The 13,365-nt window shown below is 39.0% G+C and carries 16 protein-coding genes; all 16 read right to left on the bottom strand.

Annotation, left to right across the window (positions count from 1 at the left end):
* Positions 1 to 197: 197 nt before the first annotated feature.
* Positions 198 to 626 (bottom strand): CoA-binding protein, encoded by a 429-nt coding sequence (locus IGL07_RS07255; protein WP_010817311.1) that lies wholly within the window; start codon positions 624 to 626, stop codon positions 198 to 200.
* An 87-nt stretch (positions 627 to 713) separates the two neighbouring features.
* Entirely contained in the window at positions 714 to 1,157 is a 444-nt protein-coding gene (locus IGL07_RS07260) for an ethanolamine utilization protein EutQ (protein WP_002357522.1), read from the bottom strand.
* Between the two features lie 12 nt (positions 1,158 to 1,169).
* Positions 1,170 to 2,270 (bottom strand): ethanolamine utilization protein EutH, encoded by a 1,101-nt coding sequence (gene eutH / locus IGL07_RS07265; RefSeq protein ID WP_002357520.1) that lies wholly within the window; start codon positions 2,268 to 2,270, stop codon positions 1,170 to 1,172.
* A gap of 12 nt (positions 2,271 to 2,282) precedes the next feature.
* A complete protein-coding gene (locus IGL07_RS07270; RefSeq protein WP_195526153.1) occupies positions 2,283 to 2,546 on the bottom strand; it encodes a EutN/CcmL family microcompartment protein in 264 nt (87 codons plus the stop codon).
* A gap of 12 nt (positions 2,547 to 2,558) precedes the next feature.
* Positions 2,559 to 3,158 carry a TIGR02536 family ethanolamine utilization protein gene (locus IGL07_RS07275; protein ID WP_002369364.1) on the bottom strand — a complete coding sequence of 200 codons (600 nt, stop codon included), beginning with the start codon at positions 3,156 to 3,158 and terminating at the stop codon, positions 2,559 to 2,561.
* A 14-nt stretch (positions 3,159 to 3,172) separates the two neighbouring features.
* On the bottom strand, positions 3,173 to 3,808 hold the full coding sequence (eutD, locus tag IGL07_RS07280) for an ethanolamine utilization phosphate acetyltransferase EutD (protein ID WP_002357516.1): 636 nt from the start codon (positions 3,806 to 3,808) through the stop codon (positions 3,173 to 3,175).
* A 3-nt stretch (positions 3,809 to 3,811) separates the two neighbouring features.
* The gene (locus tag IGL07_RS07285) at positions 3,812 to 4,381 is read right to left on the bottom strand and encodes a hypothetical protein (RefSeq protein WP_010817312.1); all 570 of its coding nucleotides are present in this window, start codon (positions 4,379 to 4,381) and stop codon (positions 3,812 to 3,814) included.
* A gap of 67 nt (positions 4,382 to 4,448) precedes the next feature.
* Positions 4,449 to 4,739 (bottom strand): BMC domain-containing protein, encoded by a 291-nt coding sequence (locus IGL07_RS07290; protein ID WP_002357513.1) that lies wholly within the window; start codon positions 4,737 to 4,739, stop codon positions 4,449 to 4,451.
* 123 nt (positions 4,740 to 4,862) lie between these two features.
* Entirely contained in the window at positions 4,863 to 6,341 is a 1,479-nt protein-coding gene (locus tag IGL07_RS07295; protein ID WP_002357511.1) for an acetaldehyde dehydrogenase (acetylating), read from the bottom strand.
* Complete coding sequence (locus tag IGL07_RS07300) at positions 6,332 to 6,850, bottom strand: BMC domain-containing protein (RefSeq protein ID WP_002357510.1); 519 nt, start codon at positions 6,848 to 6,850, stop codon at positions 6,332 to 6,334. The genes IGL07_RS07295 and IGL07_RS07300 overlap by 10 nt, the downstream gene beginning before the upstream one ends.
* A gap of 13 nt (positions 6,851 to 6,863) precedes the next feature.
* Entirely contained in the window at positions 6,864 to 7,517 is a 654-nt protein-coding gene (gene eutL / locus IGL07_RS07305; RefSeq protein WP_002357509.1) for an ethanolamine utilization microcompartment protein EutL, read from the bottom strand.
* A 13-nt stretch (positions 7,518 to 7,530) separates the two neighbouring features.
* The gene (gene eutC, locus IGL07_RS07310) at positions 7,531 to 8,442 is read right to left on the bottom strand and encodes an ethanolamine ammonia-lyase subunit EutC (protein WP_002363986.1); all 912 of its coding nucleotides are present in this window, start codon (positions 8,440 to 8,442) and stop codon (positions 7,531 to 7,533) included.
* Positions 8,443 to 8,459: 17 nt separating this feature from the next.
* Positions 8,460 to 9,824 (bottom strand): ethanolamine ammonia-lyase subunit EutB, encoded by a 1,365-nt coding sequence (locus IGL07_RS07315; protein WP_002357506.1) that lies wholly within the window; start codon positions 9,822 to 9,824, stop codon positions 8,460 to 8,462.
* A 17-nt stretch (positions 9,825 to 9,841) separates the two neighbouring features.
* The gene (gene eutA / locus IGL07_RS07320) at positions 9,842 to 11,290 is read right to left on the bottom strand and encodes an ethanolamine ammonia-lyase reactivating factor EutA (protein WP_002382341.1); all 1,449 of its coding nucleotides are present in this window, start codon (positions 11,288 to 11,290) and stop codon (positions 9,842 to 9,844) included.
* 66 nt (positions 11,291 to 11,356) lie between these two features.
* Complete coding sequence (locus IGL07_RS07325) at positions 11,357 to 12,790, bottom strand: sensor histidine kinase (RefSeq protein WP_002357504.1); 1,434 nt, start codon at positions 12,788 to 12,790, stop codon at positions 11,357 to 11,359.
* A complete protein-coding gene (locus tag IGL07_RS07330) occupies positions 12,791 to 13,363 on the bottom strand; it encodes an ANTAR domain-containing response regulator (protein ID WP_002384488.1) in 573 nt (190 codons plus the stop codon).
* Positions 13,364 to 13,365 lie beyond the last annotated feature (2 nt).

Consider the following 13,365-nt stretch of genomic DNA (forward strand, 5'->3'; position numbering starts at 1 on the left):
ACTCCTTATACTTAGATTCTCGTTTAGTTAATAAGCGTACATTAACTATTTCTTAAAGAATTAGAAGAAGAGTGAGCCGGTTTCTTGCGTTTTCCGTTCGCTCCTTCTAAAACCATCATTACAATAATACTCTATCTGGGTCAAAAAAAAAAGAGCTTTCCGTTCAGGACGCTCTTTCTTTATAAAATTACACGTGTTTATTCAGCATCTGCCATTTTTGCCAATTCAATTTTAATACAACGGTTCATAATAACTTGCCGACCTTCATTTAATAACAAGTTCGCTGCCTCTTCGTTTTCCAAACCTAGTTGGGCCCAAAAAACAGGTGCTTCTGTTTTCAATGTTTCTACGGCCACTTCTGGCAAAAATTCACTCCGCCGAAAGACATCAACAATATCAATCTTTTCAGGAATCTCTGTTAATGCCCCATAAACCGTTTCGCCAAGCACCGTTTCACCTTTTAAAACTGGATTGACAGGTAACACACGATAGCCATGTTGCTGTAAAATTTCCGCAATTTTGTAACTCGTGCGGTCGGGCTTGTTACTCAAACCAACTACCGCAATATTTTTTGCTTGTTTTAAAATATCAAAAATTTGATTTTGACTTGGATTCTCAAATGTCATTCACTCAACCCCTTTTTTCGTTCTTATTTATTATAACGCTGAGTAAAGGGTTTTGGCAAAATTATTCTCTGACTGCCGGTAAAATAATTATTGGCTTTGCCAATCTGCTGGATAAGTCACGTAGACAAAGCGGGCATCACCCGTCACTGAAAATTGAATTTTGCTACTTTTCGGGATTAAAATAATTTCGCCGGCTGTTGCAGAAATTTTACGTCCGTCAATCAGTATATCCAGTTGTCCTGAAATAATATAATCAATTTCATCGTATTCCAATGTCCAGTCGAAGGTAGTATCTTTCATCACCATTAAACCGCAACCAAGGCGCGGGCTTTCTTCTAAAGAAAACAGATCTTTTGTGTAAACAATGTCCGCTGGGTTGCCTGTATCTAAACGATCGTCTTCTGTTACGTCGATTTCGGGTAATTTGATGGACATAATTCCACTTGGATCCACTTGTTTAGTCGGCATTAATTTTTCTGTGACAATTTGTCGAACAAGCGTTTCAATCATTTCACGATTTAATTCTGTCATATTTACACCTCATTATTTCACTTCTGTTTCGGGTTTCCCTAGCATTCGATTTGCCATAAAGATAGCCACAAAAATGGCGGTAATCCCTCCAACTAATTTGCCAACAATCATTGGAAAAATCATTTCTTTTGCTACGCCTGCAGTAAAACCAAGGTGGTCACCTAAAACGAAAGAAGCCGAAACAGCAAAAGCGATATTAATAATTTTTCCTCGATTATCCATGTCTTTTAACATTTGGAACATGGGAATATTGTTAGCTAATGTAGCAACCATTCCTGCAGCCGCTACTTCATTCATTCCTAAAACTTTTCCTAGTTTCATCAATGGTTTATTAAAGACTTTCGTAATCACAGCTACTAAACAGAAAGCGCCAGCTAAAGTTAAAGCAATCCCGCCAACGACTTCAATTCCTTCAGTAACTGGTGCAATACCAGGAATCACTGTAATTCCTAATAATAGTTGAATCGCCCCCACAACTAAACCAAAGATAGCGACAATCACTACGCCTTGACCAAAAATTTGGAAGCCTTTAATCATGCCTTTTGGCGCTAACCATAAACCTAAAATAATTAAAGCAGCAACAATAATAATTGGAATTAAGTTAGGAATAATCAATGACAATGGCATGCCAGCTGTTAAACCACCTGCTAATAAACCAAAAGGAATTGTAATAATCCCGCTCAAAACACCCGTTGCTAAGAATTGTTGGTCGTCTTTTTGGATAATGCCAAGCGCTACTGGAATTGTAAAGACTAATGTTGGTCCCATCATTGCGCCTAAGATTGCCCCCGCAAATAAACCAGCTTGTGGATCATTGGCTAATTGTTGCGCTAACGCAAAGCCGCCCATATCATTAGCCAATAAGGTTGTGGCAAACATTGCTGGATCAGCACCTAGTAATTCATAGACAGGAACGACAATCGGACTTAAAAGATTGGCTAAGACAGGCGCTAAAGTGATAATCCCTACCATAGAAAGCGCTAGAGAACCCATAGCCATAATCCCTTCCTCAAATTGCTCCCCTAAACCTAGTTTGTTGCCAATACATTTATCGATTCCTCCAATAATCATGAAAAGAACCATAATATACATAATAATTTCATTAATGCTCATGTCTCGTCCTCCCTATTCTTCCTCTGTAGAATCAATGACACCAATAATCATTGCATCAATTGGGACATTTGAATCTTCTGCCGAAATACGGGCAGCATTGCCTTGACTAATTAACACTTTGTCCCCGACACCAGCTCCAGCGTTGTCAGCAGCAATTAAAAATCCTTGCTTTTCGTCCTCTTGATTCAAAATATCAACCATCATAAATTTCCAGCCATTTAATTTTTCATCTTTTCTTGTTGACCAAAGGCTACCAGTCACTTTTCCTAAAAGCATCGTTTTTCCTCCTTACGTCAGCAATTGATGTTTCCTAGCATAATCTTTCGCTAACGGGGTTAAATAGGCGTTTTTACTTAAAGAAACACCTGATTCTGTCATTCTTATCAATTGTTTTTCAGTAATGTAGGTTCGTTTGGTCTCAGCCAAAGAACGAAGTTGTTTTTGACAGGCCGCCTGAAACACAGCGTAATTTTCTGAATCATGATAAAAAATCAGCCCAAACTGTTGGCACATGTCCACGTTTTCCTGAATCGTTTGTTTCAAACGATACTTCAATCGTGAATTTTTACTCACTGAAGGTATTGGGGTTAAAACCAATACCGGCTTACCTTCAAATAAGAATGCTAAGATGTTTTTGACTAATTCATCCGTTTCCTGTAAATGCGCAATCGCATTTACTTGGGAAATCGTTAGCCTCTTTACAACCAAGCCTCGTGCTAGCTTCTGCTCCTTGGTTACCCAATTTACATCAGGAAAACGAACAAACATTTCTTCAGGAAATGCTTCTTTTGCTTCTGCTAAAGCCACTGAATAAGACGACGACAGCAATTGTTGGCAAATTCGATCAGTAATCTGTTGAATCAAATTTTCCATTTCAGAAACGTTCATTGTCCTTCCTCCTTTTACTTAAGAATATAGCCACGAGCTCCTTTGGTTAAGCCGCAAGCGTTGGCTTCATCGTAGTCAATGTGCATGTACGTTGCAAATCGTGGACTGATTCGCACAACTACATCATCAAAGATTAACGGACGTGTGCCTTCCACTTTGACTTGCACAATTTGGCTATTGCTTACTTTATTTTTCAAGGCGTCTTCGGGTGTCATGTGAATGTGACGTTTGGCAACAATTAAGCCGTGACTTAATGTCACAACTGCTGATCCGTTCATCAACGTGACGCCTGGCGTCCCTTCTGTCTTGCCACTCTCTCTAACTGGGGCGTTAATTCCTAAAATACGTGTATCCGTCATAGAAACTTCGACTTGTGATTCGCTACGTTCAGGGCCTAAAATAACCACATTTTGAAAAAGTCCTTTAGGTCCAGCAACCGTAATTCGTTCTTTACAAACAAACTGTCCAGGTTGTGATAAATCTTTCACTTTTGTTAGTTGATATCCTGGTCCAAATAATGCATCAATCTCTTGACGAGACAAATGAACATGTCGGCCAGAAGCTTCAACTTCAAAAGTATTTTGTTGTTGTTGCTGAATTCGTTTAACAACTTCTTCAACAATTTCATTCATTGAATCCAATTTGTTCATCTCCTAGTTTCGTGATATTTCAGCCATGGTGCTAATTAATTCTGTAGCCCAAGCTTGAAAAAGTCCGAACAGTTGTGATTCTCCTTTTAACTGGAGAATAATTTTATCTAGTTGTAATTGAATTTCTTTTGAGGAATAGCGCCATTGTCTCTGTTGGTTAGTTAGAATAGTTACCTTTGATTCCAGAATGACTGGTTCCATTACAATCGACTGTTCTAAAATAAACTTCTCTAACCACTGTTGTTGTTGTTCGAAATATAACCAACCTTCTGTTGATAACGCTTCATTCGTTAAGAAAGGCAAATACAATAGATGGCTTAAGTGCCGAATCTCATAAATTGTTTCTTTTGATAAATGTTCTTGTTTTTGTTTTTGTGAGGAGGCCTTCACTGAATGAACCTCAGAAAGCAATGGGTTTGTTGAAGAGAAGCTGCTATTAATCCGATGCTCGCGTAGATAGCTTTTGGCGGCTGGCGTCAGAAAACTGCCTACAGGAAACACAAAATCCGTGCCATCTTCTAGTTCTTTTTTAAGCCTTTTGTTGCGAAGCATATCTTCTGTAATAACTGTCATAACACCCCTCCTCAATGAAAGTTTAGGACAGAAGTAATGAACCTACCTCTGCCCCAAAAAATCAAAATTATAATTCAGTTGTTGCGTGTGGTAAAATAGCGTCTACTTCTGTATGTGGACGTGGAATTACATGGACAGATAATAATTCGCCAACACGTTCTGCTGCAGCAGCACCAGCATCTGTTGCTGCTTTCACGGCACCAACGTCACCGCGAACCATTACTGTAACTAAACCGCCACCGACTTGTTCTTTTCCAATTAAAGTAACGTTTGCCGCTTTCACCATTGCATCGGCTGCTTCAACAGCACCTACTAAACCACGAGTTTCGATCATTCCTAAAGCATTTGTACTTGACATTATAATTTCCTCCTAAGATGTATGTTTTATTTTTAAAAATTTGGGACAATTATCAATTTGACTTAGGTCCCAAACCCTAAATCCAATAATTCATTTGTTTTACTCTTACTCGCTCGTTTCTTGTTAGTTTAAGCGAGCTAAAACTTGGGCTACCACGGCATTTACTAGTTCTTCTTGATTGGTTGTTTCGCAAGAAGTAGCCACAGATGTGGTTGATGTTTGACCAAATTCTTGACGAATCTCTTCTAAATCACGCACGCCATAAGCAACACGACGTAAATTGAACAGATTTTCAACCCCAATATTATCAGAAGTTGAGCTGCCACCAACTGCGCCACAACCAAGTGTTAATGCTGGCACTAAGTTAGTTGAAGCACCAATTCCGCCAAGTGTACCAGAGGTGTTAACAAGCAAACGAGAGACGGGTTTTCTTAAGCCAAATTCACGAATGACTTCTTTGTTTTCTGTGTGAATACCCATCGTATGACCCGCACCTTCACCTTTCAAAATTTCAATTGATAACGCGCAAGCTGCTTCCCAGTTTTCAACTGTATAGAAAGCAATAATCGGTGCCAATTTTTCTCTTGAAAATGGATATTTCAAGCCTACATGTGTTTCCTCGGCAACAATTAAGCGGCGATCTTTTGGAATAGATAAACCGACTAATGAAGCAATATGTTGAACGGAACGTCCTACGATTTGCGGGTTCATTGTACCGTTTGGTCGTAAAATAAATTTAGCTAATTTGTCGGCTTCGGCTGGACTTAAGAAATACGCTCCCTGCTTAATTAACTCTTCTTTGACCGCTTCACGGTTGACAGTTTCAACAATAATTGATTGTTCCGATGCACAAATTGTACCGTTATCGAAAGTTTTTGAATCCATTATTTGTTTCACTGCATGAGGAACATTTGCGCTTCGTTCGATGTAGGCTGGTCCATTACCAGGCCCAACACCGATTGCTGGTGTCCCAGAAGAGTACGCGGCTTTAACCATTGCGTTTCCACCAGTAGCTAAAATTAAATTTGTTTCTTTATTTTTCATTAATTCGCTGGTCGCTTGCATAGTTGGCGTTTTGATGACCGAGACACAACCTTCTGGTGCCCCTGCAGCAATAGCCGCTTTTTGGATAATTTCCACTGTTTCAATAATCGATTTCAACGCATTGGGATGTGGTGAAAAAACAATACTGTTGGCAGCTTTTAATGAAATTAATGCTTTGTAAATGACTGTTGATGTCGGGTTGGTAGAAGGAATTAATCCTGCAATCACACCAACTGGGACAGCAATTTCAGTGACTTTTTTGGCAGCATCATCATGGATCACACCAACTGTAGCTTTGTCCTTCATTTCGTCATATACTACTTTTGAAGCGAAAGCATTTTTGATGATTTTATCTTCATAGATACCAAATCCTGTTTCTTCATTGGCCATTTTCGCTAACTTTTCTCGTTGGTTAAATGTAGCCTCTGAAACCGCTTGGACAATCGCATCGATTTGTTTTTGCGAAAATGTTGCTAATACTTGCTGTGCCTCTTTGGCTTTTCTGATTAAATTTCTTGTTTCTTGGATGGAACGTAAGTCTTTATCTACTAATTCCACTCGTCTTCACTTCTTTCTATTTCAGCCATGATTGCTTGAATTAAAGCTTCTTTATTGGCAAATTTAATCTCACTTTTCTTTAAACTACTTAGGTTCATTTTGTAAGCTTGTTTGCGTAAATCAACCACGCGTTGTGTTTCTAATTTTTGGCGTGTGCCTGTGTGTTCTTCCAAATCTGGTGTTTCAATCTCTTCTTCAATTACTTCTACTTGTTCCATCGGTTCAGGTGCTGACTTTGGTTCTGGATCTGATAAAATTACTTCCGTTTGAGCATCAACCCGTGAGATCACATGATGAGCAATTAAACAATTTAATTCTTTAGCTACTTCCGTGCCTACTTCAACGGCAGCTTGGACCGCGGCAACGTCACCAATCAGTTCCACAGTTGTTAAACCGCCATTAATAATTTCAGCTTTTAACAAAGTAACGTCGGCGGCTTTCAATGCCGCATCAGCCACACTAATGGCACCTAAAAATCCTTTGACTTCGACCATTCCTAATGCTTTCATTCAGGTCACATCCTTAATAACTCAACGGATTGTCAGCGATATTTTGAATGACTTGTTCAAACGCACTGCAAGCAGCTTTACATGCAGATTGACTACCTGTCAATAAGGCACCGCCAAAGTTCGTTTCAGAAGGTGGGCCATAAAAGACACCCATTTGAACATCGGCAGCTTTCATTGCTGCATCTAAGCCAACCATTGCTTCTAGCGGTGGTGCAATCAGATAAGCAATCGCTTCACCTTCAGGAATATTCGCTTGTTCAGATAAAAAGCTACCCGTTCTTGATACTACATGTGCAAAATAAACAATACTGTCATCTTCGTTAGCACTATAGAAGCTGGCTTCTTCTTCAATGACTTGCGTAATGACACTCAAGCCACTATTGACTTCAGCAGGACTCGGACCAGCAATAATGCCAATCACTTCACCAGCTAATTTGGTTGAAGCATTTGCTGCGCCAGCATACATACTTTTACCGTAAACTACAGTAACATCGGCGGCTTTGGTTGCTTCATCTAATGCAACATAAGTGACATCATCACAATCGGAAGTAACAATTCCTAATGAGCGATGTTCTGGTTTCAATGATAATTCTTTTGCTAATGCCGGATCGACATTGGGAATGACTTTCATACTTAGGACATTTGCGCCTAGACGATCATTTTTCATGAGAAATCCTCCTTTATTCAGCTTCTTTTAAATCAATACCAGATTTTTTCTTGTCTAACATTTTTTTGATAATTTCGGCAATGTAGGCCCCTGCTTCAACAGCCGGTGTCCCACCTTTGTGAATATTTGAAATAACTGTCCGCCGTGCTTCTGGCATACCGACAGTTGGTTTGTAAGCAATGTAGGCACTCATAGATTCAGCTGTTACTAAACCAGGACGTTCGCCAACTAGCAAACAAACAACATCAGCGTCAGTTATTTCACCAATTTTATCCATTGCTGGCACGCGACAATATTTAACAAAAACAACATTATCGAAATCTAAGTTGTACATGTTTAATCCTTGTTTAATTGCTGGTAGGACTTCTTTAATATTCGCTTCGATAGCAGCTGAACTAAGGCCATCCCCTACGACCATTTGGATTTTGGCTTTTGGTGTCGTATTTTTCCGAATGATTTCGCTATTTTCTTCATCAAATTGACGACCATAATCTGGACGTGTTAAATATTCATCTTTACTGTTACAGATTGTTTTTGTAGAAATAAAATTCATTTCTTTTACCAAGTCTTCGCTTACGTCTGAAAAGACCGCATCTTGTGCTGCCGCATGGTCCGCTCGGAAACGTAATGTTGAACTAGTCATATAACGCGTCCCTGCACGACCAACGCCTAAACGAGCTGGCGAGAAAGCTTTCATTTTTAATAGTGCTTCAGGATCAACAGCATTTTTCAATAGTAATTGTTTACGTAAATCTACTTCAGTAATGTCAGGAATTAGGCCTTCTTCAATTTCTGTCGTTTCAGTGACGTGTGTTGTGACTGGTTTTTCTTCAGCAGTCACAGTGGCAGTCGAAACCGCTTGATTGTCAGCGACCATTTCTGTTAAAATTCCGGCAATCATTTCTTTTAATTCTTTTTCGTTCATTTGTATTCTCACCTCGTTTATTTAATAAATACAGATGCATCGCCAGCGCGACTTGTTAATTTTCCGTTTTCCATTAAGCCCATTTTTTCCATCCATTCTTCAAATTCTTTAATTGGACGTAAGCCTAATGTTTCACGAATCGTCGCAGTTTCATGGAACCCAGTTGTTTGATAATTTAACATGACATCATCGCCATGAGGAATCCCCATGATATACGTACAACCAGCTGTTGCTAATAACATTGCTAAGTTTTCCATATCATTTTGATCAGCTTTCATATGGTTGGTGTAGCAGACATCACAGCCCATTGAAATTCCAGTTAATTTGCCCATGAAATGATCTTCTAAACCAGCGCGGATGACTTGTTTTGAATCGTAAAGATATTCTGGTCCAATAAAGCCGACAACAGTATTTACAATATACGGATCAAATTTTTTGGCTAAGCCATAACAACGCGCTTCCATTGTGACCTGGTCTGCGCCAAAGTTCGCTTCAGAAGAAAGTTCTGAGCCTTGACCTGTTTCAAAATACATCACATTAGGACCAGCTGCTTGACCACTGTGAAGCGCTAAATCTTGTGCTTCAGCTAAAATTTCTGCATTTAAACCAAATGCTGTGTTCCCTTTTTCTGAACCAGCGATGGATTGAAAGACTAAGCCAGTTGGCGCGCCTTGACGCATGGCTTCCATTTGTGTCGTTACGTGAGCAAGCACGCAAGTTTGTGTTGGAATTTCCCATTCGCTGCGGAACTCTTCAAATTTGTTTAAGATCCGTTTAACACTTTCTGTAGAATCATCAACAGGATTCAAACCAATTAACGCATCACCGGCGCCATAAGAAAGACCTTCCATAACTGATGCCATAATGCCATCGACATTATCGGTTGGATGGTTTGGCTGTAAACGATTTGAAAAAGTTCCGGGACGGCCAATCGTTGTGTTGGCGGTTTTTTCAATATTGATTTTTTTTGCACCAACAATTAGGTCCATGTTGGACATTAATTTACAGACAGCAGCAATCATTTCAGAAGTGAGTCCACGGGAAATTCGTTTGATATCAAAATCGGTTGTTTCCGAAGATAAGATAAATTCGCGTAATTCCGCAACTGTCCAATGTTTGATACTTTCAAAAATTCGCATATTGACTTGGTCAATAATAATGCGTGTCACTTCGTCTTCGTCATAATCAACAACGGGATTGTTAAACAAGTCATTTAAGGACAATTCCGATAAAACGACTTTCGCTGCCACGCGTTCTTCGGCTGAATTAGCAGCTACGCCAGCTAACTTGTCGCCAGACTTTTCTTCATTGGCTTTGGCTAAGACTTCTTTAACGGATGTAAATTGATAGACTTTGCCAAATAGTTTGGTTTTTAAAATCATCTTTGTGTCGCTCCTTTTTAATTAAATACTAAGGTCTTAACAATGACTGGAAGGACGGCTCCTTCTGCCACTGGTAAACCGATATCTACATAATCACCGTTTTCTACTTTGACCGAATCAAGACAGATAAACGGATAGTCTTTTGGCAGATGGGCACTTAAGGCATGCCCTAAAGCTTTCGCCATGTCTTCATCCACCATAACAATAATGGGAATTTGTTCAGCAACTAAACTAGCTAATCCTTCCACAATCCCTTGACCATAGCGTTGAATATCAGCAAATGTTGGATTGCTCATGCCTCTAATTGCTAGGGCAATCTGGGGTGTTTCTTCAATACGATGCCAATTGAGTTTTTCTTGGATTCGCTGGCCTAATTCTGTCACAGTAAGGGTTTCATCCTCTTGCGCTAATTTTAGAATTGGGATATTTTTTACCGGCAAAATTTGCTCACGGTAAGCAATCGTGCTTCCGCTAATTTCAGCAGTATGTGAACCTGCTCCGACGACCGTCGCTCGGATTGTTTCTGCGCTTTCTAAGACTTCTTTTTCCGAAAAAATCAGTGACTTTCTCAGATATTTTCCTAAAAGTAAGCCGATGTCCCCATATTTAAAGAGATTCGTACTTGTCGTATTTAAGCAATCAGCCACACCACCAGAAAATGTTACAATTGGTAATTCCTCACCTTTTCGTAGTGGATGGTTGGTTACTAATAACTGGTAGAACGGACTTTGTGTCCCCAAGCCAATGCTATTTTCTAACACGGCAACTAATTCCGAAATAATTGGCAGTAAGTTTTGTTCGGTGGCTTGGTCACCAAGGTGCAAGGTTAGCCCTTTTTTATTTATAATTTCTTGAATCTTCGGAGCTATATAGGTGATTTTTTGTTGTTGATCTAATTTAATTAAGCGTCCGCCAATGTCAAAACAAGCCGTGTCAATCACTTCACCATCTTTAAAGACAGCTAAATTTGTCGTTCCACCACCAATGTCTAAATTAACCACTGGTTTGCGTTTCGTCTCAGAATAAGTTTGAGCCCCAGCGCCTTTCCCAGCAATGATACTTTCTAAATCAGGACCAGCCGTAGCAACGACAAAATCACCTGCATAGCCACTAAGTGCTCGTAGCACATTGTTGGCATTGCTTTTTCGAGCAGTTTCACCTGTGATAATTACCGCACCCATTTGAATATCTTGTTTATGAATACCTGCTTGGCGATATTGCTCCGCTACAAACGCTTTGATAGGTTCTGCATCAATTTCTGATTGGTTAAGTAAGGGTGTAAAGATAATGTCACTTCGGTAAATGACTTTTTTATCAGAAATGCTGATACGTGGTACTGTAAACGCAGAGGCAAAATTTTCAACAGTTAATTCTGACAAGACTAATTGGGTTGTAGACGTCCCTAAATCAATCCCTACGGTTAAAAGTGTTTCCTTCGACATCGCCTGACTCGCCTCCTTTTGCATACAAAAAGGCACTTAAAGAATCGTTAGAAAATTTCTTTCTACTTTTCTTTAAGCGCCTTTGCTTAATCAATGAACAACATCACTGGTGTTCTGTTCGAAATAGAAACAGGTTTTAGTTCCCTGTTTATTGGATTCAATTGTAATTTTTCCTTTTAATTTATCTTTTACGTAGCTTTTGACAATCATCAAACCTAAACTGGTCTCGTTACTTTGATGAACGTCATAGCCTTTACCATTATCTGTAACAGTAATGGTAATCATTTTATTATCTAATGTTCCACTAAGTTTAACAACGCCACTTGTTTGTGGCTCAAATGCATGATCAAAAATGTTTTGTAATAGTTCGTTGACAACAAGGGAAATGGTGACCATTTGTTCGCTAGAAACCATAATGGCTGGATCAACATCCATCATCATCTCAATGGGTTGTGCGCCTTGAAAAAGATGTCTAAAATTATACATCACTGCTTCCAATGTTTGCCGTAAAGCAACGTCATCTTTGACTTGTTTTGACAGCAATTCATGGGTGGCTGCAATTGCCATAATTCGATTGACACTTTCATGAAGGACTTTCTTTGCTTCGGGGCTTTGCGTTCGCCGTTCTTGAATACGCAATAAGGAAACCACCGATTGCAAGTTATTTTTAACACGATGATGAATTTCACGAATCGCAACAGATTTGGAAATAATTTCCGCTTCTTTTTCTTTAAATTCTGTATTGTCTTGAATAATCATAATCAGTTGTTCTTCTGATGCCAACCACACTTTCCGAACCTTAAAATAATAATTAAGGTAGGTCGTTTTGCTTTCAATTGGTTGATTACTCATTTTATATTTCATTTGATACAACACATATTCAAAAGTTGTATAATCGATGGACAAATTGTCATAGCTCATTCCAATGATATTGTCCCGATAACCAAGTTTGCGATAAAGCTCTTGTGCATTGTGATTGGTAATTAATAAGTGACCCGCCGCATCAAAAATCAAAACGGCTTCTGCCAATTGATCAATAAATAACGCATCGACTTGACTAGTTGATTTCGCTACTTTTGCTAACTGGCAGTTATTTAGCTCCTCTTTTTGTAAGTCCGCTTGAATCTCTTCATCTGCCGCAATCTCGACAATAATGACACCAATCGTTCGATGTTCATTGCGAATGGGATAGATATTTTGCTTAATCAAACGATTTTCCTGAGTCACTGCTAACAAACCAATGCTATTTAAGCTAGTCTGCATGGTACGCAGAACACCAGGTTCATTTTTTAATAAAGCTTCCATCCCGACGACATCTCCGCTATATAAAGAAGTTGTCTTCGCAGGCGGCTTATGATAAACGACTAGTGCTTGCTGTGACATTTCCTTATACACATCAATAAAAACATCTGCACTTTGATAGAGTGTCGTCGAAGAAAGATAACGTGCTGTACGTTGTAATTCTTTAATGTCTGATTCTGAAAGATTGGTATATTGGTGACATAATTGCTCTAATCGTTTCATTTATTCATCATCCATTACAATCAATTCTGCAATTTCACTCATACGTGCGCGTTTGTTCATACTTAACGTACGCAACATTTGGTAGGCTTCTTCTTCCGATATATGATTTTCTTTTACAAGAATACCTTTGGCTTTTTCAATAATTTTACGTTCTTCTAATTTTAAACTTAATTTATCGATTTGACTTAGTAACAGCTGCGTTTGTTTGCCTCGTTCAATGCTCATTTCAATTGTAGGTATTAATGATTTTTCATCTAGAGGTTTAACTAAATAACCCAGTGCGCCTAATTTTTTAGCCTTGTCCGTATTTTGTACGTCACTGTATGCAGATAAAAAGACAATACTACTGGCTAGTTGGTCTTGAACAATTTTTTTACCTGCTTTTAGACCATCTAAAATTGGCATTTGAATGTCCATTAATACTAGGTCAGGTTGTGTTTTTTTACATACTTCAATTGCTTCAAAACCATCGGCTGCTTCACCGACTACTTCGTACCCTGCTTCTATCACAATATCACGAATATCGAGTCTCGTAATAGGTTCATCATCGACTATTACAATTCGTCCATCCATTT

The sequence above is a fragment of the Enterococcus sp. DIV1368f genome (genome assembly GCF_051712245.1).
GTDB lineage: Bacteria > Bacillota > Bacilli > Lactobacillales > Enterococcaceae > Enterococcus > Enterococcus faecalis.

Bases quoted from the DNA above. Each gene is read 5' to 3' on its own strand.
- IGL07_RS07255 (WP_010817311.1), bottom strand. From the start codon at position 626: ATGACATTTGAGAATCCAAGTCAAAATCAAATTTTTGATATTTTAAAA.
- IGL07_RS07260 (WP_002357522.1), bottom strand. From the start codon at position 1,157: ATGACAGAATTAAATCGTGAAATGATTGAAACGCTTGTTCGACAAATT.
- eutH (WP_002357520.1), bottom strand. From the start codon at position 2,270: ATGAGCATTAATGAAATTATTATGTATATTATGGTTCTTTTCATGATT.
- IGL07_RS07270 (WP_195526153.1), bottom strand. From the start codon at position 2,546: ATGCTTTTAGGAAAAGTGACTGGTAGCCTTTGGTCAACAAGAAAAGAT.
- IGL07_RS07275 (WP_002369364.1), bottom strand. From the start codon at position 3,158: ATGAACGTTTCTGAAATGGAAAATTTGATTCAACAGATTACTGATCGA.
- eutD (WP_002357516.1), bottom strand. From the start codon at position 3,808: ATGAACAAATTGGATTCAATGAATGAAATTGTTGAAGAAGTTGTTAAA.
- IGL07_RS07285 (WP_010817312.1), bottom strand. From the start codon at position 4,381: ATGACAGTTATTACAGAAGATATGCTTCGCAACAAAAGGCTTAAAAAA.
- IGL07_RS07290 (WP_002357513.1), bottom strand. From the start codon at position 4,739: ATGTCAAGTACAAATGCTTTAGGAATGATCGAAACTCGTGGTTTAGTA.
- IGL07_RS07300 (WP_002357510.1), bottom strand. From the start codon at position 6,850: ATGAAAGCATTAGGAATGGTCGAAGTCAAAGGATTTTTAGGTGCCATT.
- eutL (WP_002357509.1), bottom strand. From the start codon at position 7,517: ATGAAAAATGATCGTCTAGGCGCAAATGTCCTAAGTATGAAAGTCATT.
- eutC (WP_002363986.1), bottom strand. From the start codon at position 8,442: ATGAACGAAAAAGAATTAAAAGAAATGATTGCCGGAATTTTAACAGAA.
- IGL07_RS07315 (WP_002357506.1), bottom strand. From the start codon at position 9,824: ATGATTTTAAAAACCAAACTATTTGGCAAAGTCTATCAATTTACATCC.
- eutA (WP_002382341.1), bottom strand. From the start codon at position 11,290: ATGCAAAAGGAGGCGAGTCAGGCGATGTCGAAGGAAACACTTTTAACC.
- IGL07_RS07325 (WP_002357504.1), bottom strand. From the start codon at position 12,790: ATGAAACGATTAGAGCAATTATGTCACCAATATACCAATCTTTCAGAA.
- IGL07_RS07330 (WP_002384488.1), bottom strand. From the start codon at position 13,363: ATGGATGGACGAATTGTAATAGTCGATGATGAACCTATTACGAGACTC.